The 23,809-nt window shown below is 70.1% G+C and carries 18 protein-coding genes; 1 reads left to right on the forward strand and 17 read right to left on the reverse strand.

What is annotated here, in order from left to right:
- Positions 1 to 101: 101 nt before the first annotated feature.
- From ACXKZB_RS10630 to uvrB, 11 genes are all read right to left on the reverse strand, one after another.
- Positions 102 to 470, reverse strand: coding sequence for an RNA polymerase-binding protein RbpA (locus ACXKZB_RS10630; protein WP_027465686.1), 369 nt, complete (start codon positions 468 to 470; stop codon positions 102 to 104).
- A gap of 3 nt (positions 471 to 473) precedes the next feature.
- Entirely contained in the window at positions 474 to 725 is a 252-nt protein-coding gene (gene secG / locus ACXKZB_RS10635) for a preprotein translocase subunit SecG (protein WP_017887256.1), read from the reverse strand.
- Between the two features lie 114 nt (positions 726 to 839).
- Positions 840 to 1,619, reverse strand: a complete 780-nt coding sequence (gene tpiA, locus ACXKZB_RS10640; RefSeq protein ID WP_488823116.1) for a triose-phosphate isomerase — start codon at positions 1,617 to 1,619, stop codon at positions 840 to 842.
- Entirely contained in the window at positions 1,616 to 2,833 is a 1,218-nt protein-coding gene (locus ACXKZB_RS10645) for a phosphoglycerate kinase (protein ID WP_488823117.1), read from the reverse strand. The genes tpiA and ACXKZB_RS10645 overlap by 4 nt, the downstream gene beginning before the upstream one ends.
- 3 nt (positions 2,834 to 2,836) lie before the next feature.
- A complete protein-coding gene (gene gap, locus ACXKZB_RS10650; protein ID WP_123312532.1) occupies positions 2,837 to 3,841 on the reverse strand; it encodes a type I glyceraldehyde-3-phosphate dehydrogenase in 1,005 nt (334 codons plus the stop codon).
- 269 nt (positions 3,842 to 4,110) lie between these two features.
- On the reverse strand, positions 4,111 to 5,091 hold the full coding sequence (gene whiA, locus ACXKZB_RS10655; RefSeq protein WP_111083957.1) for a DNA-binding protein WhiA: 981 nt from the start codon (positions 5,089 to 5,091) through the stop codon (positions 4,111 to 4,113).
- Positions 5,092 to 5,166: 75 nt separating this feature from the next.
- Positions 5,167 to 6,066, reverse strand: a complete 900-nt coding sequence (rapZ, locus tag ACXKZB_RS10660) for an RNase adapter RapZ (protein ID WP_123312530.1) — start codon at positions 6,064 to 6,066, stop codon at positions 5,167 to 5,169.
- Positions 6,067 to 6,169: 103 nt separating this feature from the next.
- Positions 6,170 to 8,194 (reverse strand): excinuclease ABC subunit UvrC, encoded by a 2,025-nt coding sequence (uvrC, locus tag ACXKZB_RS10665; RefSeq protein ID WP_488823118.1) that lies wholly within the window; start codon positions 8,192 to 8,194, stop codon positions 6,170 to 6,172.
- Complete coding sequence (gene uvrA / locus ACXKZB_RS10670; RefSeq protein WP_488823119.1) at positions 8,195 to 11,221, reverse strand: excinuclease ABC subunit UvrA; 3,027 nt, start codon at positions 11,219 to 11,221, stop codon at positions 8,195 to 8,197.
- Positions 11,222 to 11,270: 49 nt separating this feature from the next.
- On the reverse strand, positions 11,271 to 12,188 hold the full coding sequence (locus ACXKZB_RS10675) for an SDR family NAD(P)-dependent oxidoreductase (RefSeq protein WP_488823120.1): 918 nt from the start codon (positions 12,186 to 12,188) through the stop codon (positions 11,271 to 11,273).
- The gene (gene uvrB / locus ACXKZB_RS10680; RefSeq protein WP_123313097.1) at positions 12,178 to 14,250 is read right to left on the reverse strand and encodes an excinuclease ABC subunit UvrB; all 2,073 of its coding nucleotides are present in this window, start codon (positions 14,248 to 14,250) and stop codon (positions 12,178 to 12,180) included. The genes ACXKZB_RS10675 and uvrB overlap by 11 nt, the downstream gene beginning before the upstream one ends.
- Before the next feature lie 193 nt (positions 14,251 to 14,443).
- Between uvrB and ACXKZB_RS10685 the strand changes: the two genes are divergently transcribed.
- Positions 14,444 to 15,772, forward strand: coding sequence for an MFS transporter (locus ACXKZB_RS10685; RefSeq protein ID WP_488823121.1), 1,329 nt, complete (start codon positions 14,444 to 14,446; stop codon positions 15,770 to 15,772).
- A 210-nt stretch (positions 15,773 to 15,982) separates the two neighbouring features.
- On the opposite strand, the gene ACXKZB_RS10690 is transcribed toward ACXKZB_RS10685, so the two are convergent.
- The 6 genes from ACXKZB_RS10690 to ACXKZB_RS10715 form a co-directional block, all read right to left on the reverse strand.
- Complete coding sequence (locus ACXKZB_RS10690; protein WP_488823122.1) at positions 15,983 to 17,230, reverse strand: acyltransferase; 1,248 nt, start codon at positions 17,228 to 17,230, stop codon at positions 15,983 to 15,985.
- Positions 17,227 to 18,729 carry a class I adenylate-forming enzyme family protein gene (locus ACXKZB_RS10695; protein ID WP_488823123.1) on the reverse strand — a complete coding sequence of 501 codons (1,503 nt, stop codon included), beginning with the start codon at positions 18,727 to 18,729 and terminating at the stop codon, positions 17,227 to 17,229. Before ACXKZB_RS10695 ends, ACXKZB_RS10690 begins: the two co-directional genes overlap by 4 nt.
- A 22-nt stretch (positions 18,730 to 18,751) precedes the next feature.
- Positions 18,752 to 19,795, reverse strand: coding sequence for a BPSS1187 family protein (locus tag ACXKZB_RS10700; protein WP_488823124.1), 1,044 nt, complete (start codon positions 19,793 to 19,795; stop codon positions 18,752 to 18,754).
- The gene (gene coaE, locus ACXKZB_RS10705) at positions 19,792 to 20,394 is read right to left on the reverse strand and encodes a dephospho-CoA kinase (RefSeq protein ID WP_488823125.1); all 603 of its coding nucleotides are present in this window, start codon (positions 20,392 to 20,394) and stop codon (positions 19,792 to 19,794) included. The genes ACXKZB_RS10700 and coaE overlap by 4 nt, the downstream gene beginning before the upstream one ends.
- A gap of 91 nt (positions 20,395 to 20,485) precedes the next feature.
- Positions 20,486 to 21,964 (reverse strand): 30S ribosomal protein S1, encoded by a 1,479-nt coding sequence (rpsA, locus tag ACXKZB_RS10710; RefSeq protein ID WP_123312516.1) that lies wholly within the window; start codon positions 21,962 to 21,964, stop codon positions 20,486 to 20,488.
- Between the two features lie 160 nt (positions 21,965 to 22,124).
- The gene (locus ACXKZB_RS10715; RefSeq protein WP_488823126.1) at positions 22,125 to 23,804 is read right to left on the reverse strand and encodes a DUF885 domain-containing protein; all 1,680 of its coding nucleotides are present in this window, start codon (positions 23,802 to 23,804) and stop codon (positions 22,125 to 22,127) included.
- Positions 23,805 to 23,809 lie beyond the last annotated feature (5 nt).

Consider the following 23,809-nt stretch of genomic DNA (forward strand, 5'->3'; position numbering starts at 1 on the left):
CACGTGGCGTGTCGAGGAACCTCGGCGGGACGCACGTCCTCCGCGACACACGAAGGCCCCCACACCATCTCGGTGCGGGGGCCTTCGTCAGCGTGCGTGCGTCACGCCTTCTTGGCGGCGGTTCCGCGACGCTCGCGAAGCTGCTGGAGCGCGTCCTCGAGGAGCTGCGCTGCCTCTTCCTCGGTGCGACGTTCCTTCACGTACGCGAGGTGCGTCTTGTAGGGCTCCGTCTTGGAGACCACGGGCGGGTTCTCCTTGTCGCGCCCGGCGGGGAGACCGCTCGACGGCGAATCGACCGTCTCGGGGATCTCTTCGTCCGGGAGGTTCGCGGCGAAGTACCGCACGACCTCGTTGCCGAGGGCGTCCCAGTAGGAGATCGCCACACGCTCGGCCTGGACCCCACGGTCCTGTTCGCCCATCGGTCCCGCGCCGACGCGAGACCCTCGGATTGCACTGCCTCCGCTAGCCATGGATCAGACCCCCGCCGTGAACTTGTTGATGAGACCGAGCACGATGATGGAGACGATCCAGACCAGACCGAGGATCACCGTGATGCGGTTGAGGTTGCGCTCGGCGACGCCGGACGCCCCGAGGTTGCTCGTCACGCCGCCACCGAACATGTCGGAGAGGCCGCCACCGCGGCCCTTGTGCAGGAGGATGAGGAGCGTGAGCAGGAGGCTCGTGATTGCGAGCAGGACCTGCAGCACGACGGAGAGTATCGCCACGACGTACCTTTCGTGTCAGTCAGCCGTACCAGTGTACCGGCCGCGCGGAGCACGGCCGGTACCTGGACGGGAGTGGTGCGGACGAGAGCCCGCGTCGACGGCAGTCTGTGACGACTACAGCCCGACGTGCTGGCGGAACCGGGCGATCGCCGCGAACTCCTGCACGTCGAGGGATGCGCCGCCCACGAGGGCGCCGTCGATGTCGGGCTCGCGGAGGAACCCGGCGATGTTGCCGGACTTGACCGAGCCGCCGTACAGGACACGGGTGTCGGCAGCGGCCTGGTCGCCCCAGGCTGCGGCGATGCCACGTCGGATGGCCGCGCACTCGTCCTGTGCCTGCTCGGCGGTGGCTGCCTGGCCGGAGCCGATGGCCCAGACGGGCTCGTACGCCACGACGATGTCGGCGGGCTTGACCGCGTCGAGCACGACGCGGAGCTGCTCGACCGGCACGACGCCGGCACCGCGCTCCTCGCGCTGCTCCCCGGTCTCGCCGACGCAGACCACGGGAACGAGACCGTGCTTGACGGCCGCTGCGGTCTTCGCGGCGACGACCTCGTCGGTCTCACCGTGCAGCGTGCGCCGCTCGGAGTGGCCGACGATGACGTACTGCGCGTCGAGCGCGGACAAGAACGCGCCGGAGACGTCGCCGGTGTAGGCACCGGAGTCGTACTGCGACAGGTCCTGCGCGCCGAAGTGGATCGGCAGCTTGTCGGCCGAGATGAGCGTCTGCACGCTCCGCAGGTCGGTGAAGGGCGGGAACACCGCGACCTCGACGTCGTCGAAGTCGTGGCGGGCGTCCTTCAGGGTCCACGCGAGCTTCTGCACGGTGGCGATGGCCTGGAGATGATCGAGATTCATCTTCCAGTTGCCGGCGATCAACGGCGTGCGGGTCATGCGGACCACCCCAGTGCTTCGAGACCGGGGAGCGACTTGCCCTCGAGGAACTCGAGGCTCGCACCACCGCCGGTCGAGATGTGCCCGAACTGGTCGTCCGAGAACCCGAGCGACCGGACCGCAGCGGCGGAGTCGCCACCGCCGACCACACCGAGGCCGTCGACCTCGGTCAGGGCCTTCGCAACGGTCTTCGTGCCGGCGGCGAACGCCGGGAACTCGAACACGCCCATCGGACCGTTCCAGAACACCGTCTTCGAGCCGGACACCGCCGACGCGAACCGCGCAGCCGTCTCCGGGCCGATGTCGAGGCCGATGCCGTCCGTGCCGAACGACGACGACTCGATCGCGTCGGCCGCGACCGTCTCGTGCGCAGCGTCGGCGGAGAACCCGGAGGCCACCACGACGTCGGTCGGCAGGTCGATCGTCACGCCGAGCTCCTTCGCCCGCGAGAGGTACTCGCGGACGACGTCGAGCTGGTCGGCTTCGAGCAGGGACTTCGCGACCCCGTGGCCCTGGGCCGCGAGGAACGTGAAGAGCATGCCGCCACCGATGCAGAGGGTGTCGACCTTCGGCAGGATGTGGTCGATGACGCCGAGCTTGTCGCTGACCTTGGAACCACCGAGCACGACCGTGTACGGCCGTTCCGGTGAGGTGGTCAGACGCTCGAGCACACGCAGCTCGGTCTCGATCAGCGAACCGGCTGCACTGGGCAGCGCGGACGCGAGTTCGTAGACCGAGGCCTGCTTGCGGTGCACGACACCGAAGCCGTCGGAGACGAAGGCGTCGCCGAGTGCCGCGATGCGGTCCGCGAACGCGCTGCGCGAGGCGGCGTCCTTCGAGGTCTCCTCCGGGTTGAACCGGAGGTTCTCGAGCAGCAGGACGTCGCCGTCCTCGAGGGCCTCAGCGGCTGCGGTCGCCTCGTCGCCGACGGTCTCGCCGACGAACGTGACCTCCTTGCCGAGCAGCTCGGAGAGCCGCTGGCCGACCGGCGCGAGCGAGAACTCCGGCTTGGGTTCCCCGTCGGGGCGGCCCAGGTGGGAGATCACGATGACGCGCGCGCCGGCGGTGATGAGGGTGTTCAGGGTCGTCAGCGACGCCCGCACGCGGCCGTCGTCCGTGATCGTGCCGTCCTTGAGCGGGACGTTCAGGTCACAACGGACGATGACGCGCTTGCCGGCGAGGTCGCCGAGGTCCTCGAGGGTGCGGAGAGCCATGTGCTACAGACGCTCGCCGACGTACTCGGTCAGGTCGACCAGACGGTTCGAGTAGCCCCACTCGTTGTCGTACCACGAGGTGATCTTCACGAGACCGCCGATGACCTTGGTCAGGCCGGAGTCGTAGATCGAGGAGTGCGGGTCCGTCGTGATGTCGGTCGACACCAGCGGGTCCTCGCTGTAGAGCAGGATGCCCTTGAGCGGGCCCTCTGCGGCCTCCTTGTACGCGGCGTTGATCTCGTCGACGGTGACCTCGGACTTGGTCTCGAGGGTGAGGTCGGTGATCGAGCCGGTCGGGACCGGGACGCGGAGCGCGAAGCCGTCGAGCTTGCCGGCGAGCTCCGGCATGACCTGGCCGATGGCCTTGGCTGCACCGGTCGAGGTCGGGACGATGTTCAGCGCGGCCGCGCGGGCACGACGGGGGTCCTTGTGCGGGCCGTCCTGCAGGTTCTGGTCGGCGGTGTAGGCGTGGACCGTTGTCATGAGGCCACGCTCGATGCCGAACTTGTCGTGGAAGACCTTGGCGAGCGGCGCGAGGCTGTTCGTGGTGCACGACGCGTTCGAGATGATGTTGTGGTTCGCCGGGTCGTACTGGTCCTCGTTCACGCCGAGCACGATGGTGACGTCGTCGCCGGTGGCCGGGGCGGAGATGATGACCTTCTTGGCGCCCGCGTCGATGTGCTTCTGCGCGTCGGCGGCCTTGGTGAAGAACCCGGTCGACTCGATGACGATGTCGACGCCCAGCTCGCCCCAGGGGAGGTTGGCGGGGTCGCGCTCCGCCAGGACCTTGATCGCCTTGCCGTCGACGACGATGTTGTCACCGTCGAGCTCGACGGAGACGCCGAGGCGACCCGTGATGGAGTCGAACTTCAGCAGGTTCGCCAGTGCGGCGTTGTCGGTGAGGTCGTTCACCGCCACGATCTCGAGGTCCGAGCCCTTCGCGAGGGCGGCCCGGAAGAAGTTGCGGCCGATACGGCCGAAGCCGTTGATACCGATCTTGACGGTCAATGGATCTCCTGGTGAGTGTGGAGCGCCCAGGGGGCGCTGCTTTCGGGAGTCGCGCACCCTGGCGGGCCCGCGTGTGGTGGACGATACGCCCCGTAACGTCGCCGTAACGACCCTAGCAGTCGGACACTGCCAGACCGCGCGGGATGACGGTCCGTCCGGACGGTCACCGACCAGGCCGGGGACGGGTCCGAGAACGGGTCCGGAAACGGACGGGAGGCGCAGTGCCAGCTGGCACCGCGCCTCCCGTCAGGCAGGTCGGACGACCCGTCTCAGACGCCCTCGAGCTCCTCGGGGACACTCGCTTCCGTCCCGGGGATCCCGAGGTCCGACGCCCGCTTGTCGGCCATCGCGAGCAGCCGGCGGATGCGACCGGCGATGGCGTCCTTCGTCATGGGCGGGTCCGCGTGCTGGCCGAGCTCGTCGAGGGACGCGTCGCGGTGCTGCAGGCGCAGCGCGCCGGCGTACTGCAGGTGGTCGGGGACCTCGTCACCGAGGATCTCGAGCGCGCGCTCGACGCGGGCGCAGGCGGCGACGGCGGCCTGCGCCGAACGGCGGAGGTTGGCGTCGTCGAAGTTGACGAGGCGGTTCGCGGTCGCACGGACCTCGCGACGCTGCCGCATCTCCTCCCAGTCGGCGGTGGTGCGGGCGGCACCCATCACCGTGAGCATCTGGCCGATGGCCTCGCCGTCGCGGATGACGACGCGGTGCACGCCACGGACCTCGCGGCCCTTCGCGGCGACACCGAGGCGGGACGCGGCACCGACGAGCGCCATGGCGGCCTCGTTGCCGGGGCAGGTGACCTCGAGCGCGGCGGCCCGGCCCGGGTCGGTCAGGGTGCCGGAGGCGAGGAACGCACCGCGCCAGATCGCGGCGAGGTCCTCGCGGTTGCCCGTGGTGAGCCGGTTCGGCAGGCCGCGGACGGGGCGACGACGGGCGTCCATCAGACCGGTCTGGCGTGCGAGGGTCTCCCCCGCCTCGAGCACGCGGACCAGGTACCGGGTGCCACGACGGGACGACGCGGACGACCCCACCGACGCCTCGCTGCGGACGCCGTACAGCTCGGCGAGGTCCTTGCGGACCCGGTGCACGATGATCCGGGTGTCGAGCTCCACCTCGACCGCGATGCGGCCCGAGATGACGTGCAGGCCACCAGCGAACCGGAGGATCGTGGCCAGTTCGGCGGCGCGGACCGTGTTGCGGTTCACGGCGACCCTGGCCAGTTCGTCCTTGACCTCGGCAGTCAACGGCACAGCATCATTCCTAACGTTCATCTGGTGGTCCCGCGATTCCGGCGGCACGTGCGTGGGGAGCGGCCGGAGGGACGGTCACTCCCGGCCGAGATCTCGGTTCTTCACACGCACGGCGACGCCAGGCATCCCGCGGAGGAGGTTCGCCAACTCGGCGACGATGGCGACCGAGCGGTGCTTCCCGCCGGTACAGCCGATGGCGATCGTAGCGTGTCTTTTGTTCTCGCGCTGGTACCCCTCGAGCACCGGCTCCAGCACGGAGACGTACCGGTCGACGAACGGACGGGCTCCGGCCTGGGCCAGGACGTAGTCCGAGACGGGCTGGTCGAGGCCCGTGTGGGCCCGGAGTTCCGGGACCCAGTAGGGGTTCGGGAGGAACCGGACGTCGGCGACCATGTCGGCGTCGGCGGGCAGTCCGTACTTGAACCCGAAGCTCATGAGCGTCACCTGAACACCCACGAAGTGATCGTCGGCGAACTGTTCGGTGACGGTGTTGGCGAGCTGGTGGATGTTGAGGTCCGAGGTGTCGATGACCATGTCGGACGCCTCGCGCAGTCCGGCCAGCCGCGTCCGCTCGCGCGCGATGCCGTCGAGCAGGGTGTCCTCGCCCTGCAGCGGGTGGGGTCGGCGGACCTGCTCGAAGCGCCGGACCAGGACGGCGTCGGTGGCCTCGAGGAACAGCACCCGGACCCGCGCGGACGTGGTCGACCGCACCTGTTCGACCGCGTGCTCCGGGTCGGTGAAGAACCGTCCGCCGCGGACGTCGACGACCGTGGCGATCTTCGGGATCTTCTCGCCGGCGCGGTCGGCCAGCTCGGTGAGCGGGGCCAGCATCTGCGTCGGCAGGTTGTCGACGACGTACCAGCCGAGGTCCTCGAGGGCCTTGCCGACCGTCGAGCGCCCGGCCCCGGACATGCCGGTGACGATGAGGATGTCGTGCTGCGACCCGTGCGGGGTCGCCGTGGCGCTGTCGGTCATCTGGGAGTGGGCTCCGTCGTGGCGGCCCGGGCGCGTCGCCCGGGGAGGTCTCGGCTGCGGGTCCAGGGTATCGCCCGACACGTGTCGGGAGGCACGGGATGCGTCACGACGGCAGCTGCGGACCGTCGTGGGTCACTTCCGGGACCCGCACCGGGCCGCCTGGGACCGGCTCGGCGTCCGCAGCGTCCGTCTCGGCGTCCGGCGCGCTGGACGGGGTCTGCTGGAGCTTCGTGACGACCGCCGCAGCGGTCGCCGGCCCGACGCCGTTGACCTCGCTGATCTCCTCGGCGGTGGCCTCACGCAGACGCGCGACGGAACCGAAGTGCTTCAGCAGCGCGTTCACACGGCTCGGCCCGAGCCCGGGGATCTCGGACAGCCGGGACCGCACGTCGCGCTTGCGCCGCGTGCGCTGGTGCGTGATCGCGAAGCGGTGTGCCTCGTCGCGGATCCGCTGGATCAGGAAGAGCGCCTCGGAGTTGCGCGGCATGATCACCGGGAAGTCGTCGTCGGGCAGCCAGAGCTCCTCGAGCCGCTTCGCGATGCCGACCAACGCGATGTCCCGCACGCCGGCTTCGTCCAACGCGCGCTTCGCCGCCTGCACCTGCGGCTGTCCACCGTCGACGATGAGCAGCTGCGGGCGGTACGCGAACCGCTTCGAGGGTTTCGAGCCCTCGACCACCTCGTCGCTCGTGACGTCGGGGACGTCCGGCAGGTCGGCGTCCTCGTCGAGACGCGCCAGACGCCGGGTGAGGACCTGGTACATGCTGTCGGTGTCGTCCGTGGTCTCGGCGATCGTGTAGCGGCGGTACTGGTCCTTGCGGGGCAGACCGTCCTCGAACACCACCATCGACGCCACGACGTTCGTGCCCTGCAGGTGCGAGATGTCGTAGCACTCCATGCGGAGCGGGGCCTCGGTCATGCCGAGGGCGTCCTGGATGTCGGCGAGGGCTGCCGAGCGCGTCGTGTAGTCGGCGGAGCGCTTCGTCTTGTAGAGCATCAGCGCCTGGGCCGCGTTCTGCGCCGCCGTCCGGGCCAGACCGGCCCGGTCGCCGCGCTGCGCGGTGCTGAGCTTCGTGCCGCGGCCACCCCGCCGCTCGCTGAGCCACTGCTGCAGCGCCTCGGCGTCCTCGGGCAGGGTCGGCACGACGACCTCGCGCGGGGGCTCCTCGGCGACGGCGGCCGGGGTGAGCTCGTTGTCGGCGTACACGCCCTGCACGATCTGCTCGACCAGGTCACCCGTCGAGATGTCGAGCTCCTTGTCGACCACCCACCCGCGGACACCGCGGATGCGTCCGCCACGCACCGAGAACAGCTGCACGGCGGCGGCGAGCTCGTCCTCGGCGATGCCGAACAGGTCGAGGTCCACCGAGTCGCGGAGCACCACGGCGGACTTCTCGAGCACGGCCTCGAGCGCCTCGACCTGGTCGCGGAACTTCGCGGCCTGCTCGTACTGCATGGCGTCGGCCGAGGCCCCCATGCGCTGGCGCAGCTCGGTGATCACCCGGCGGTCGTAGCTGTTCATGAACCGCACGAACTCCTCGACGAGCGCCCGGTGCTCCTCGATGGTGACGCGCTGCGAGCACGGCCCGCCGCACTTCCCGATCTGCCCGGGGAAGCAGGGCTTGCCCGTCTGCATCGCGCGTTTGTACGACGAGTCCGAACAGGTGCGGATCGGGAACACCTTGATCATCAGGTCGATGGTGTCGTGCACGGCCCAGATCTTCGGGTACGGCCCGAAGTACTTCGCGCCCTTGATCTTCCGGTTCCGCGTGACCATCACCCGAGGCGCTTCGTCGGCCATGGTGATCGCCATGTACGGGTACGACTTGTCGTCGCGGAACTTGACGTTGAACGGCGGGTCGAACTCCTTGATCCAGGTGTACTCGAGCTGCAGTGCCTCGATCTCGGAGCCGACCGTCGTCCACTCGACGCTGCGGGCCGTCAGCACCATCCGTCGGGTGCGTTCGTGCAGCGTCGGCAGCGGCGCGAAGTAGTTGCTCAGCCGGGCGCGGAGGTTCTTCGCCTTGCCGACGTAGAGCACCCGCCCGGATTCGTCACGCCATCGGTAGACGCCCGGGTCGGTCGGGATCTCCCCCGCCTTCGGACGCCACGGAACGGTGTCCGCCACCTACCGTGCACCCGCCTTCTGCTTGGTCGACTTCTTCGGCTGGCTCGCCGTGCGGGCCTCCACCGCCTGCTGCTTGCCGACGCGGGCGTCCTGGGCGTCGAAGATCTCGCGCAGGAAGACACCGGTGTGGCTCTCCGGGACGTCGGCGACGTGCTCCGGGGTGCCGGTGGCGAGGACCGTCCCGCCGCCGGCGCCGCCCTCTGGCCCCATGTCGATGACCCAGTCGGCCGACTTGATCACGTCGAGGTTGTGCTCGATCGTGATGACGGTGTTGCCCTTGTCGACCAGGCTCTGCAGCACCAGGAGCAGCTTGCGGACGTCCTCGAAGTGCAGACCCGTCGTCGGCTCGTCGAGCACGTACACGGTCCGGCCGTTCGAGCGTCGCTGCAGCTCGGTCGCGAGCTTGACGCGCTGCGCTTCGCCGCCGGAGAGCGTGGTCGCGCTCTGGCCGAGACGGACGTAGCCGAGGCCCACGTCGACGAGCGTCGCCATGTAGCGGTGGATCGCGGAGATCGGCTCGAAGAACTCGGCCGCCTCGCTGATCGGCATGTCCAGGACCTCGGAGATGCTCTTGCCCTTGTAGTGGACCTGCAGGGTCTCGCGGTTGTATCGCGCACCGCCGCAGACCTCGCACGCGACGTAGACGTCGGGCAGGAAGTTCATCTCGATCTTGATCGTGCCGTCGCCGGAGCAGTTCTCGCACCGACCGCCCTTGACGTTGAAGCTGAACCGACCGGGCTGGTAGCCGCGGGTCTTCGCCTCGGGCGTCTCGGCGAACAGCTGACGGATCCGGTCGAACACGCCCGTGTAGGTCGCCGGGTTGGACCGCGGCGTGCGGCCGATCGGCGCCTGGTCGACGTGCACGACCTTGTCCAGCTGGTCGAGGCCCTTGACGCGCGTGTGCTTGCCGGCGATGTGCCGGGCACCGTTGAGCTGGTTGGCGAGCACCTTGTACAGGATGTCGTTGACCAGGGTCGACTTGCCCGACCCGCTCACGCCCGTGACCGCGGTGAACACCCCGAGCGGGAAGTCGGCGTCGATCGTCTTGAGGTTGTTCGCCCGAGCGCCCTGCACGGTGATGGCGCGCTTCAGGTTCACCTTGCGTCGCTCGGCGGGGACCTCGATCGCACGACGGCCGGCGAGGTAGTCCCCCGTCACCGACTCGCGGTTCGCGATGATGCCCTCGTACGAACCCGAGTGCACGACGTTGCCGCCGTTCACGCCGGCTCCGGGGCCGATGTCGACGACCCAGTCGGCGGTGCGGATGGTGTCCTCGTCGTGCTCCACGACGATCAGCGTGTTGCCGAGGTCCTTGAGCTTGACCAGGGTGTCGATGAGGCGGCGGTTGTCCCGCTGGTGCAGACCGATGCTCGGCTCGTCCAGCACGTACAGCACGCCGGTCAGGCCGGAGCCGATCTGGGTCGCCAGACGGATGCGCTGTGCCTCGCCGCCGGAGAGCCCGCCGGCACCGCGCGCGAGCGTGAGGTAGTTCAGGCCGACCTCGAGCAGGAACTCGAGGCGCGCCCGGATCTCACGCAGGACCGCTGCGGCGATGTGCGCTTCGCGGTCGGTGAGCGTCAGGGTGTCCATGAACGAGTACGCGTTGTCGAGCGACATGTCGGTGACGTCGGCGATGCTGCGGCCGTCGACGGTGACCGCCAGGACCTCGGGCTTGAGGCGCGTGCCCTCGCACACCGGGCACGGGACCTCGCGCAGGTAGCCCTGGAACCGCTGGCGCTGCGAGTCCGACTCGGCCTCGGCGAACTTCCGCTCGATGTACGGCATGACGCCCTCGAACCCGCTGGTGTAGCGCATCTCGCGGCCGAACCGGTTGCGCCAGGACACCGACACCTGGAAGTCCTTGCCCGTCAGGATCGCGGCCTGCACCGAGGCGTCGAGCTGGCTCCACGGGGTGTCGAGCGTGAACCCCAGGTCCTTGCCGAGTCCGGCGAGGAGCTTCTCGAAGTACGAGTACAGTCCGCTCGCTCCGGTCCAGGGCAGCAGGACGCCGTCGCGCAGCGAGGCATCGGGGTCGCCGAGCACGAGGTCCGGGTCGACCGACATGCGCGTGCCGAGCCCGGAGCACTCCGGGCAGGCGCCGAACGGTGCGTTGAACGAGAACGTGCGGGGCTCGATCTCGGTCAGCGCCAGCGGGTGGTTGTTCGGGCACGACAGGTTCTCGGAGTAGGTGCGGACGGCGCCGGGGCCGTCGTGGTCGACCAGGTCGATGCCGACGGTGCCACCGGTCAGGCGCAGCGCCGTCTCGAGCGAGTCGGTGAGTCGACCGAGGATGTCGTCGTTCGACACCAGACGGTCGACGATCACCGAGATGTCGTGCTTGACCTGCTTCTTGAGCTTCGGCGGGTCGCTGAGCTGGATCCGCTCCCCGTCGACGATCGCGCGGGCGTAGCCGGACGCCGCGAGTTCCTGGAAGAGGTCGACGAACTCGCCCTTCTTCTTGGAGATGACGGGGGCGAGCACCTGGAAGCGCGTGCCGGACTCGAACTCCATGAGCTGGTCGGCGATCTGCTGCACGGTCTGCTTGCTGATGACCTCGCCGCACGTCGGGCAGTGCGGCACCCCGATGCGCGCCCAGAGCAGACGCATGTAGTCGTAGACCTCGGTGATCGTGCCCACCGTCGACCGCGGGTTGCGGTTGGTCGACTTCTGGTCGATCGACACCGCGGGCGACAGCCCCTCGATGAAGTCGACGTCGGGGCGGTCGACCTGGCCGAGGAACTGTCGCGCGTACGCGGAGAGGGACTCGACGTAGCGTCGTTGCCCCTCGGCGAAGATCGTGTCGAAGGCCAGCGACGACTTGCCGGATCCGGACAGGCCGGTGAACACCACGAGGGAGTCACGGGGGATCTCGAGGTCGACGTTCCGGAGGTTGTGCACCCTGGCCCCGCGGACGCTGAGCGTCGAGGAGCCGGTCGGGACGGTCACGCCGGGGAGGTTGGGGTCGGTCGGCTCGCCGAAGGCGTTCCGGCCCGAGGTCGCGGTGCCGCGGTCAGAGGTGATTGTCATCGCCGTCGATTGTACGAAAGGGGTCCGACATCCGCCCGCGAGTCGGTGGTCAGACGAGTGCGTCGAGAGCGAACGCGACCCCGGAACGACGCTCGCTGGCCGTCCAGAGCCGCGCTGCAGCGGTCCGGTCGTGCGCGCGCGGCTCGGCACGGACCACGGCTGCGGATCCGCGCAGCTGCATCCACCCGGCCGGGCCCCAGTACTCCCCCGAGCGCACGCCCGCGGCGACCGCGGCGTGCACGAGGGGCTCGGCGCCGGAGTCCTTCCCCTGCGCGTACAGCCGCTGTGCCGGCCGGGTCCACGCGGGTTCCGGACGGGACGGCGCGATGTCCGGTCGCTCCGGTGAGAGCGCGTCGAGCGACAGCCCGGGGTGTGCCACGACGCTGGCGACGGACGAGCCGGCGTCCGCCAGCCGCTGGGCGAGTTCGAAGCCGAACAGCATCACGGCGAGCTTGCTGCGGCCGTACTGCCGGTAGCTGGAGTACCAGCCGACGCGGAACGGGTCGGCCGGGTCGAGCCGGGCCCACCGGTGCGCGATGGACCCGAGGTGCACGACGCGGCCGGCACGCCGTTCGAGCAGCGGCATCGTCAGCGCCGTCCAGGCGAAGTGCCCGAGGTGGTTCGTGCCGATCTGCAGCTCGGTGCCCTGTGCGGTCGTGCTCGCGGTCGAGGCACCCACGACCCCGGCGTTGTTCACGACCGCGTCGACGCCGTCCGGTTCGAGGGCCGCGAGCTCGGCGGCGGCGACACGGACGGAGTCGAGGTCGGCGAGGTCGAGGTGCACGTGCGCCAACGACGCACCGTCCACGTGGCGGCGGATGCTCTGCTCCGCCGCTGCCGCCCGAGCACGGTCGCGGGTGGCGAGCACGACCCGGTGCCCGGACGCGGCGAGCTGCTCGGCCGCGTGGTACCCGAGGCCCGCGCTCGCGCCCGTGACGACGACCGTGCGGCGACCGTCAGCTGACATGCCCGGCCGACTCCATCTGCCGCAGCGCCTTCTTGAGGTCCTGCACCTCGTCACGGAGGCGCGCGGCGAGCTCGAACTTCAGCTCGGCCGCGGCCTGCAGCATCTGGTCGTTGAGGTCGCCGATCGTCGCCTCGAGCTGGGTCGCGCCCTCGCCCGCGATGCCGCCGCGCTTCAGGTTCGGCGTGGGCGAACGGCGACCGTCGGCACCGGGACGGCCCTGCAGCAGCGCCTTGGTGTCGTCGTTCTCGCGCTGCAGCACCTCGGTGATGTCGGCGATCTTCTTGCGGAGCGGCTGCGGGTCGATACCGCGCTCCAGGTTGTACGCGACCTGCTTCTCGCGACGACGATCGGTCTCCTCGATCGCGGTCTTCATCGAGTCGGTCATCTTGTCGGCGTACATGAGGACCTGGCCCGACACGTTGCGGGCCGCGCGGCCGATCGTCTGGATGAGCGACGTCGAGGACCGCAGGAAGCCCTCCTTGTCGGCGTCGAGGATGGCCACGAGGGACACCTCGGGCAGGTCGAGGCCCTCTCGCAGCAGGTTGATGCCGACGAGCACGTCGTAGACGCCCTGTCGCAGTTCGGTCAGCAGCTCGACGCGCTTCAGGGTGTCGACGTCGGAGTGCAGGTAGCGCACCCGTACGCCGGCGTTGCCGAGGAAGTCGGTCAGCTCTTCCGCCATGCGCTTCGTCAGGGTGGTGACGAGCACACGCTCGTCCTTGTCGACGCGCTGCTTGATCTCCTCGAGCAGGTCGTCGATCTGGCCGTCACTCGGCTTCACCACGATCTCGGGGTCGACCAGGCCGGTCGGCCGGATGATCTGCTCGACGACGCTGTCCGTGATGCCGAGCTCGTACCGACCGGGCGTCGCCGACAGGAAGACCTTCTGCCCGACGCGGTCGAGGAACTCCTCCCACCGCAACGGACGGTTGTCGAGCGCGCTCGGCAGCCGGAACCCGTGGTCGACCAGGGTGCGCTTGCGCGAGGCGTCGCCTTCGTACATCGCGCCGATCTGCGGCACGGTGACGTGCGACTCGTCGATGACGATCAGGAAGTCGTCGGGGAAGTAGTCGATGAGGCAGTGCGGGGCCTCGCCCGCGACGCGGCCGTCCATGTGGCGCGAGTAGTTCTCGATGCCCGAGCAGAAGCCGATCTGCTCCATCATCTCGATGTCGAACGTGGTGCGCATGCGGAGCCGCTGGGCCTCGAGCAGCTTGCCCTGTCCCTCGAGCTCGGCCAGGCGCTCGGCGAGTTCGACCTTGATGTCGGCGATCGCGCGGTGCATGACGTCGGTGTCCGCGACGTAGTGCGACGCCGGGAAGATCGACACGGCCGGCAGGTCGTCGATCACGTTGCCGGTCAGGGGGTGCAGCGAGGAGAGCGCTTCGATCTCGTCGCCGAACATCTCGATCCGGATGGCGTGCTCTTCGTACATCGGGATGATCTCGATGGTGTCGCCGCGCACGCGGAAGGTACCGCGGGCGAAGTCGACGTCGTTGCGCTGGTACTGCATCGAGACGAACTTGCGCACGAGCTGGTCGCGCGAGATCGTCTGCCCCACGTGCAGCGCCACCGAGGCGTTCATGTACTGCTCGGGCGTGCCGAGGCCGTAGATGCAGGACACGGTCGACACCACGACGACGTCGCGCCGGCTGAGCAGCGAGTTGGTCGTCGAGTGCCGGAGCCGCTCCACCTCGGCGTTGACCGAGGAGTCCTTCTCGATGAAGGTGTCCGTCTGCGGGACGTACGCCTCGGGCTGGTAGTAGTCGTAGTACGACACGAAGTACTCGACCGCGTTGTTCGGCATCAGACTGCGGAACTCGTTCGCCAACTGCGCGGCGAGGGTCTTGTTGTGCGCGAGCACGAGCGTCGGCCGCTGCACCTGCTCGATGAGCCACGCGGTCGTCGCCGACTTGCCCGTACCGGTCGCACCGAGCAGCACGACGTCGGTCTCACCGGCGTTGATCCGCCCGGCGAGTTCCGCGATGGCCGCGGGCTGGTCGCCACTCGGCGTGTACTCGCTGATGACCTCGAACGGACGTACCGCTCGGGTCGGTTCGATCGCAACACCCATGTCGTCAACGGTAGTCGGCACCCCTGACACCGGCGCCCCTGCTCGCCCTCGGCGTATCGTCCTCGCCAAGCAGCCTCCAAGTCCGCTGATAACCAGCGGGCATAGCGTCCGGTCCGTTCAGCAACCCGATCGCTCCGCACGTCCCCGACGAGCCAGCACGAGCCACACCCGAAGAGGCCCCATGACGACGGCGACCCCCGCCGCACCGACGAAGGGCACCCCGTTCCGCGGTCGCATCCGCGGACGAGTGCTCATCCTGCTCTGCTGCATGTACGCGATCTCGTACATCGACCGCACGAACATCTCGACCGCGCTGCCGCACATCACCGAGGAGTTCGGCTTCAACGAGGCCACCGCCGGCCTGATCGTGTCCGCGTTCTCGCTGCCCTACGCCCTGTTGCAGGTCTTCGGCGGCACGATCAGCGAGAAGTTCGGGCCGCGCAAGGCCCTCTTCGTCATCACCGTGGTCTGGGGCGTCGCGACGCTGTGGACCGGCTTCGCCGTCGGCTTCTGGACGCTGTTCGCCGCCCGTGCGCTCCTCGGGCTCAGCGAGGCCGCGGCGTTCCCGACCGCGACGCAGGCCATGACCCGCTGGATCCCCCGCGACCGCAACGGCTTCGCACAGGGCGTCGTGCACTCCGCGGCCCGGCTCGGCAACGCACTGGCTCCGTTGCTCGTCGCCTGGGTCATCGGCTCGACGGGCAGCTGGCGGTGGGCGTTCTTCGCCACGGCGGTCCTGTCCTTCGCCTGGGGCATCGTCTGGTTCTTCTGGTTCCGCGACCGGCCCGAGTCGACGAAGGGCATCACGCAGGTCGAGATCGACGAGCTCCCGCCCGTCGAGACCCGTGCCACCCGCCCGCCGGTGCCGTGGCGCCAGATGGCGCGGCAGATCCTGCCGGTGACGTTCGTCGACTTCGGCTACGGCTGGACCCTCTGGGTGTTCCTCACCTGGCTGCCGACCTTCCTCAGCTCGACGTACGGGCTCGAGATCGGCGACTTCGCACTGTTCACCACCCTCATCCTGCTCGCCGGCGTGGTCGGGGACACGGTCGGCGGCATGCTGAGCGACCGGATCATCCACCGTGGCGGCAACACCCGGAACGCCCGCCGGACCGTCCTGGTGATCGGACTCGGCGGCTCGCTGGTCTGCCTCATCCCCCTCGTGATCGGGCAGGGCCTGCTCGTCGCGACGATCTCGCTGGCGCTGTCGTTCTTCTTCCTGGAGCTCTGCAACGCGAACCTCTGGGCGATCCCGATGGACGTCGCCCCCCAGTGGTCCGGCACCGCGTCCGGCTTCATGAACACCGGCTTCGGCATCGCCGGCGTGGTCTCCCCGATCGTCTTCGGCCTGCTCATCGACGCGTCGGGGTGGCAGCTGCCCTTCGCCCTGTCCTGCGTGCTGCTCGGCGCCGCGGCGGTCGTCGCGTGGTGCATGAAGCCGCAGCGGCTCACCTCCACGAACGGCGTCCTCGAGGTCGGCACCCCCGCCGCGGAGCAGCGCGCCGCCTGACGCACGCGGTCCGGACCCACCGGACGCGCGCGGTCCGGACCCCCGACGCGCGCGGGGCCCCGGTGGTCCCCACCCACCGGACGGGAGGCCCGGGTCCAGCCCGCCCCGCGCCTCCCGTCCGCCGCGCCACGCGTCCACCGCAGCGCACCGCAAGCAGGAACGGGCGTACCTGGTCGGAAGCAGCGACCAGGTACGCCCGGAACGCACGGGTCAGCGCTGCGGGCTGCGCGCCTGACGTCTCGCGCGCGACGCGAGCGACGGCCGGCCCGTGAGCGGCACGCTCAGCGGGGTCCACCGGAAGGCCTCGGTCACCGCCACGGACAGCACCACCACGAGCAGGTACGTCACGAGCGTCAGCCACGGCCGCGGCACCACGGCCTCGAGCCAGCTGTCGCCGTACAGCAGGATCCAGATCAGGAGCGGGTGGCTCAGGAAGATCCCGAACGACCGGTCCGAGGCGTAGTCGACGAACCGTGCGACCGGGCTGCCGGGTCGCCGTCGGTCGGCCCAGCGCGCACCGACCGCCAGGAAGCCGACGAACACCGCGGTGCTCCACACGGCCTCGATCGGCTGCAGCGGCGTCCCCGCGGCGTAGAGCGACTGGCCGAGGGCGACCTGCAGCGCCCAGACGCCGAGCGTGAGCCCGCCGACACCGGCGAAGGCCCAGAGCACGGCGCGGCGGTGCACGCGGATGAACCGGAGGAACGCGTCGGCGTGGTCGGCGGCGATCGCCCCGGAGACGATGAAGAACACGTACGAGAAGAAGAACTGCTTCTGGTAGCCGTGCAACCAGGCGTCGCTCGCCGGGAAGTACTTGTACCCGGCGAACACCACGAGCTGCACCACCAGCGCCACGACGAGCGTCGTCACGTGGTGCCCACGGGTCTTCCGGACGAGCCACACGATGACGGGCAGCAGCAGGTACACCTGCATGGTCACGAGCAGGAAGTACAGGTGGTACCAGGACGTGCCGGTGACGATGCCCTCCGCGAGGGTGCGCACCAGGTCGGGCACGTCACCCCGACGGGTACTGCTGAGGAGCCAGCTGGACCCGACGTACACGAACGACCACGCCAGGTACGGCACCCCGACGAGCAGGAACCGCTTGGGCCAGAACTGCGCCATCGGCCGCGGACGCACCGTGTAGCTGTAGACGAGCACGAAGGCGGTCAACGAGAAGAAGACGAGCCGGGTGAAGTGCAGCAGGGCGAGGAGCGCGTTCAGGCCGACGTCGTCGGACGCGGCCGTGTGGCTCGTGGTGTGCACGCCGATGACGCAGGCGAAGGTCAGGATGCGGAGGACGTCGACCTCGTACAGGTGGCGCGGCTTGCCAGCAGCCGTGCGGGTCGGGGTCTGGGCCTGCGGCTGCGGCTGCGTGGGTGCCTGCGGCTGCGGCAGCGCGGGTGCCTGCGCCTGCGCCTGCGCGGGTGCGGGTGCGGGTGTCTGTGGGTCCGTCACGACGGCTGCGCCATCGTCCGGACCTTCGCCCGCTGCACCTTGCCGGTGGGAGCCCGCGGCAGGTCGGGGACGACGATGATCTCGACGGGTCGGCGGAAGCGGGTCAGGTGGGCCTCGGCGCGCGCGGCGAGGTCAGCGACGAGCGCGGCGGCGTCGACCGGCGCTGCTGCGTCCTGCTGCAGGATCACGTACGCCACCGGGACGGCCCCGAGCACGTCGTCCGGCCGCCCCACGACCACGGCTTCGAGCACCCGGGGGTCACCGAGCAGGACGTCCTCGACCTCGGCGGGGTAGACCTTCTCGCCGCCCCGGTTGATGACGTCGTCGGAGCGTCCGGCGAGCGAGACCCACCCGTCCGCCGCGACGGACCCCACGTCGCCGGTGCTGAGCCACCCGTCGGCGTCGAAGCGGTCCGCCGCACGCCCGAACAGGTAGCGCCCGACGATCCCCGGCCCGCGCACCCACAGCGCACCGATCTCGTCGGCGGGCAACGGGGTGCCGTCCTCGTCGCGCACCTGCACCTCGGACCCGACCGGCACGCCGACCGTCCCGGGGCGGGCAGGCGCGTCCAACGGCGTCGCGGTGATCTGGGACGCCCCCTCGGTCATCCCCCAGCTCACGACGAGTGGGACGTCCCCGAGCGCCGCGCGTACCGGGTCCGGCAGCGGCGCCGAGGCGCTCCGGACGAACCGGAGGCCCTCCGGGAAGTCCGGTGGGCCGGTCTTCGCGAGCACGGCCAGGATCGCCGGCACGGCGTTCAGCCAGGTGATGCGCCGTTCGGCGAGCAGATCCCAGAACCCGGTCCGCCGGAAGCGCGGGTCGAGCACGAGCGTCGCCCCGGCGACGAGCGTCGCCAGCAGGCCGACGACCTCGGCGTTGACGTGGAACAGCGGCAGTGAGTTGAAGCCGCGGTCGCGGTCGGTCAACCCGTTGTGCCGTGCGACGGCACGCGCGACGAACAGCAGCTGCGACTCCGGCAGTTCGACGCCCTTCGGCGCGCCGGTCGACCCGGACGTGAACAGCACCACGGATCCCTCGCCCGGTGCGTCCGGGCTCTGCGTGGGCACGTCACCGTCGCGGACGGCGGCCGGGAGGAACGTGGCCGCGTCGATCCCGCTCGCGGGCGCCCTGGGGACGGCCCGGTCCACTGCACGGTCCGACACCACGATCGACGCCCCGCCGATCAGGTCCGCGAGCCGGGCCGGCTCGGTCGCCGGCTGACCGGTGTCCACCGGGACCGCCCGCCGCCCGGTCGCCACGGCGGTCAGGTGCACCACGGCGAAGCAGAGGGGGTCGCCCACGTCGACGAGGACGGCTCCGGAAGCCGGGACGCCGATCGCGTCGAACGTTGCGGACCAGGCGGTCACCGCGTCCTCGAGGGCGCGGTAGCTCAGGACGCGCGCGGAGCGGGCGTCCTCCAGGTACGGGCGCTCGGGGCTCTCCGCCGCACGATCGCGGATGAGTGAGCGCAGGTCGGGTTCTCCGTCGACGGGCTGCACCAGCAGAGGCTATTGCGGGAGCCTATGAGCCGTCAGAGGGGAACCGGTGCAGCATCCACTGCCAGAGCGCGGTCATCCGGGGTTCCCCGTCCGGTCCGAGCGGCGTGGAGTCCTTGATGATGAACGAGTGCGCCTTCCCCCGGCCCCGGACGTCGGTCAGGATCGCGTGCGGGTCCGCGCCGGCGAGCGGCGGATCGGTGTCCGTCCGGGAGGGGCCGTCGACACCGTCGAGCCCGAGCACCCGCCACGACCCGGTGATCCGCGGCCCGAAGGCGTCGCGGACGTCGTCGACGGCGTACATCCGGGCGACGGGGGTCTTGCCGGGGCGGTCCATCCACGCCGCGTGCGACGGCCCCCGCGACTCGACCGGCGACGAGAACATCAGCGCCCCTCGGACGGACCGGATGTGCGCGATGTACGCCGCTTCGCCGCCGCCCTGGGAGTGTCCGGCCACGACGATGTCCTGCCAGGCGATGTCGTCGTCGCCCTGCACGAAGCGGCCCCATCCGCCGTCGGGGTCGTGGTCGTCGAGGTACGCGACGGCGTCGCGGAAGCGCGACACGATCGACCCGGCGGGCGTCACGGAGCTGAACTCGGACGGACGGGTGCCGTCGAACCGGTTGCGCTGCACCATGCCGTAGCAGCGGGCGTCGGCCTCGCAGGTACCGGACAGTGTGCGACCGAGGTTCCAGTAGTCGAGCCCGAGCACGTGGTAGCCGTCCGCGAGAGCTTGTCCGAGGAACCGCTGGTACTCGGCCGGGCGGGACCGCGTCGCGGGCAGGAACAGCAGCAGGGGGCCGTCGACCGAGGTGCGGGCGGCGAAGTCGTCGCGGTTGGGGGTGAGCCGCTCGCCGTTCACGGTGCCGAGTCGGAACCGGTGGAACTCCCCCTCGGGGCCGCGTTGGTCGCCCGACGGGGCCTCGTCGGCGTGCGGACGGTCGATCGTCGGTGCCCGCCCCTCGTCCTCGATGCGCTGCGCACCGAGCAGGTTGGCCGCGACCAGTGCGACGCCGCTGATCGCGACGAGAGCGATCGCGGCGAGGACGAGCAGCAGACGGTGCTTCACGAGGTGATCCGCGACCACACCTCGTCGGCCGATCGAACGGTCTGGTCGAGCGAACCCGTCGCGTCGACGACGTGGTCGGCGAGGGCCAGCCGGTCGGCGTCGCTCGCCTGTGCGGCCACGCGGCGCTCGGCTTCGTCCCGGGGCATGTTCCGGTGGGCCACGAGCCGCTCGATGCGCTGTGCGGCCGGGGCGTCGACCACCACGACGGCGTCGAACCGGAGCGGGCGGGATCCGCGGGCCTCGGCGAGGAGCGGCACGTCGTACACGACGACAGCGTCCGGATCGGCGGCCTCGGCCGCGTCGAAGGCACGCTGGGCGAGCCGCCAGACCTCGGGGTGGGTGATCGCCTCGAGGTCCTTCCGCGCCACCGGGTCCGAGAACACGATCGCCCCGAGCGCCGGACGGTCGAGCGAACCGTCCGCTGCGATCACCGTCGGGCCGAACCGCTCGGCGACCTGCGCGAGACCGGGACTGCCCGGCGCGACGGCGTCCCGCGCGAGCCGGTCGGCGTCGACGACGATCCCGCCGTGTTCCGCCCAACGCCTGGAGACCGTCGACTTGCCCGCGGCGATGCCGCCCGTGAGACCGATGATGCGCACGCGGACAGGCTAACGACCCGCGGCGTGGAAACGCCGGAAGCCCGGCACCCCCTGGGGGATGCCGGGCTTCCGGTCAGTGCGACTCGCTCGATCAGTTGGTCGAGCTGAGCTTCTCGCGGAGCGCCGCCAGCGAAGCGTCGTCGGCGAGGGGGCTCGCGCCACCGGTCTCGCTCGAGAACGACGACGAAGAGGAAGCGGACGACGACGATGCGCCGGCCGGGAGGTCGAAGCCGCCCTTTTCCTCGTCGGCGATGGTCTTCGCGACCTGCGCCTTGTGGGCTTCCCAACGACCCTGGGCGGCCGCGTACTGGCCCTCCCACTCGGTGCGCTGGGTGTCGTAGCCCTCGAGCCACTCGTTCGTCTCCGGGTCGAAGCCGTCCGGGTACTTGTAGTCACCCTTGTCGTCGTACTCGGTCGGCATGCCGTAGAGCGCCGGGTCGAACTCGGTGCCCTCGGGGTCCACGCCCTCGTTCGCCTGCTTGAGGCTGAGCGAGATGCGGCGACGGTCGAGGTCGATGTCGATGATCTTGACGAAGACCTCGTCGTTGACCGAGACGACCTGCTCGGCGAGCTCGACGTGCTTGTTCGAGAGCTCCGAGATGTGCACCAGGCCCTCGATGCCGTCGGCAACGCGGACGAAGGCACCGAACGGGACGAGCTTCGTGACCTTGCCCGGTGCGATCTGGCCGATCGCGTGGGTGCGGGCGAAGACCTGCCACGGGTCCTCCTGCGTCGCCTTGAGCGAGAGCGACACGCGCTCGCGGTCCAGGTCGACCTCGAGGATCTCGACGGTGACTTCCTGACCGACCTCGACGACCTCGCTGGCGTGCTCGATGTGCTTCCAGCTGAGTTCGGAGACGTGGACGAGACCGTCGACGCCACCGAGGTCCACGAACGCACCGAAGTTGACGATCGAGGAGACGATGCCCTTGCGGACCTGGCCCTTGTGCAGGTTGTTGAGGAACGTGGTCCGGGACTCGGACTGCGTCTGCTCGAGGAGCGCACGGCGCGACAGGACCACGTTGTTGCGGTTCTTGTCGAGCTCGAGGATCTTCGCCTCGATCTCCTGGCCGAGGTACGGCGTGAGGTCGCGGACGCGACGGAGCTCGATGAGCGACGCGGGGAGGAAGCCACGGAGACCGATGTCGACGATCAGGCCGCCCTTGACGACCTCGATGACCGTGCCGGTCACGACGCCGTCGGACTCCTTGATCTTCTCGACGTCGCCCCATGCGCGCTCGTACTGCGCACGCTTCTTCGACAGGATGAGGCGGCCTTCCTTGTCCTCCTTCTGGAGAACCAGGGCCTCGACCTCGTCGCCGACCTTGACGACCTCGTTGGGGTCGACGTCGTGCTTGATCGAGAGCTCGCGCGAGGGGATGACGCCCTCGGTCTTGTAACCGACGTCGAGGAGGACCTCGTCGCGGTCGATCTTCACGACGGTGCCGGAGATGAGATCACCGTCGTTGAAGAACTTCAGGGTCTTCTCGACCTCGGCCAGGAAGTCATCAGCCGAACCGATGTCGTTGATGGCGACCTGCTTAGGAGCCTTGGTCGTAGTGGTTGTCATGTAGAGATTGCTCCGAACGGACATGAGTCGGGCCGTGGCGTGCGGGGAGTCGAGACCCCCGTGGTGCTCCGCCGTGGCGATTGATTGAGTGGCGCGGATTGCGCCGCACAAGTCTAACCGCACCGGCCGAGCCCCCACAACCGGGCGTGTCGGCGGCGCGTCAGCGGAGCAGGGCGCTGCGCAGGGTGTCGAGACCGATGCTGCCGAGCGCGAGCGCACGACGGTGGAACGCCTTCAGGTCGAAGTCGGCGCCTTCGCGGGCGGCGACCTCGTCGCGGATCGACTCCCACACGCGCTGGCCCACCTTGTAGGACGGCGCCTGGCCGGGCCACCCGAAGTACCGCGCGACCTCGAACTGCACGAACGCGTCGTCCATGTTCACGTTCTCGCGCATGAAGTCGAGGGCGTACTCCCACGTCCAGCCGCCGCCGTCCGGGTTGGTCTTCTGCAGGTGCACACCGATGTCGAGCACCACGCGGGCGGCACGCATGCGCTGCCCGTCGAGCATGCCGAGCCGGTCGCCGTCGTCGTCGAGGAACCCGAGCTGCTCCATCAGGCGCTCGGCGTAGAGCGCCCAGCCCTCGACGTGGCCCGACGAGCCGGACAGCTGGCGGCGCCACGTGTTGAGCTCGCCGCGGTTGTAGACGCCCTGGCTGATCTGCAGGTGGTGACCGGGGACGCCCTCGTGGTACACCGTCGTCTTCTCACGCCAGGTGCCGAACTCGGTGACGCCCTCGGGCACCGACCACCACATCCGGCCGGCGCGCGAGAAGTCGTCCGACGGACCGCTGTAGTAGATCCCGCCCTCCTGCGTGGGGGCGATCCGGCACTCGAGGCGGCGGATCGGTTCCGGGATGTCGAAGTAGGTGCCGGCCATCGCCGCGATCGAAGCGTCGCTCGTCTCCTGCATCCACCGCTGCAGGGCGTCCGTGCCGTGCAGGATCCGGGAGGGATCGGTGTCCAGCACCTCGATCGCCCGGGCCACGCTCGCGCCCGACTCGATCCGGTCGGCAATGCGTTCCTGCTCGTCGCGCATGCGGGCGAGTTCCTCGAGGCCCCACTCGTACGTCTCGTCGAGGTCGACGACGGCGCCGAGGAACCGGCGGGAGTGCAGCTCGTACGCCTCGCGTCCGACGGCGTCGACCGGAGTGGCGAGCGGCAGCAGTTCGTGCTCGAGGAACTGCCCGAGGCTCCGGTACGCGGCCGACGCGACCTCGGCGCCGCGGGTCAGCTCGGCGCGGAGCGAGTCCGGCACGGCGGAGCCGTCGTCGAACGCCGCGCCCTCGGCCAGGCGGCGGAAGAAGCCGTCCTCCGCGCCGTTGCGGGCGGCCTGCTCCGCCACCAGGGCGACCTGCCGCTTCGCCGGGGTGACGTCCTCGCGCGTGCCCTCGAGCAGGGTCTCGCGGATGCCCTCGAGCGCGTCCGGCAGCGCGTGCAGCCGGCTGGCGACGTCCTGCCAGTCCGCCTCCGTCGCCGTCGGCATCAGGTCGATGATCTCGCGGACGGACTGCGCCGGGCTCGCGATCACGTTGAGGTCGCGCAGGTGGAGCTTCCGCTCGTACGACTCCTGCACGAGGTCGAGTTCGGCGCCGAGGTCGGCCTTCGTGACCTCGTCGACCGGGTCGACCGCCGCGGCGGCGTCGAGGGCACGCTTCGTCGCCCGCGCCGCGTCGGCCAGGGCGGCTGCTCCGGCGGGCGAGGTGTCGCCGTACTCCCCCGTCCGACCCGGCACACCGATGTACGTCGCCGTCGTCGGGTCGAGGTCGACGAGGGTGGCGACCCATCCCTCGGCCACGTGGTCGACGGCGGTCTGCTGACGGACGGGACGCGCTTCGCTCATGCTCC

This window comes from Curtobacterium sp. ABR8 (assembly GCF_057812125.1).

Excerpts from the sequence above, each read along its gene's own strand:
- ACXKZB_RS10630 (WP_027465686.1), bottom strand. The coding sequence starts at position 470 with ATGGCTAGCGGAGGCAGTGCAATCCGAGGGTCTCGCGTCGGCGCGGGA.
- tpiA (WP_488823116.1), bottom strand. The coding sequence starts at position 1,619 with ATGACCCGCACGCCGTTGATCGCCGGCAACTGGAAGATGAATCTCGAT.
- ACXKZB_RS10645 (WP_488823117.1), bottom strand. The coding sequence starts at position 2,833 with ATGGCTCTCCGCACCCTCGAGGACCTCGGCGACCTCGCCGGCAAGCGC.
- rapZ (WP_123312530.1), bottom strand. The coding sequence starts at position 6,066 with ATGACCGACAGCGCCACGGCGACCCCGCACGGGTCGCAGCACGACATC.
- uvrA (WP_488823119.1), bottom strand. The coding sequence starts at position 11,221 with ATGACAATCACCTCTGACCGCGGCACCGCGACCTCGGGCCGGAACGCC.
- ACXKZB_RS10675 (WP_488823120.1), bottom strand. The coding sequence starts at position 12,188 with ATGTCAGCTGACGGTCGCCGCACGGTCGTCGTCACGGGCGCGAGCGCG.
- ACXKZB_RS10685 (WP_488823121.1), top strand. The coding sequence starts at position 14,444 with ATGACGACGGCGACCCCCGCCGCACCGACGAAGGGCACCCCGTTCCGC.
- rpsA (WP_123312516.1), bottom strand. The coding sequence starts at position 21,964 with ATGACAACCACTACGACCAAGGCTCCTAAGCAGGTCGCCATCAACGAC.
- ACXKZB_RS10715 (WP_488823126.1), bottom strand. The coding sequence starts at position 23,804 with ATGAGCGAAGCGCGTCCCGTCCGTCAGCAGACCGCCGTCGACCACGTG.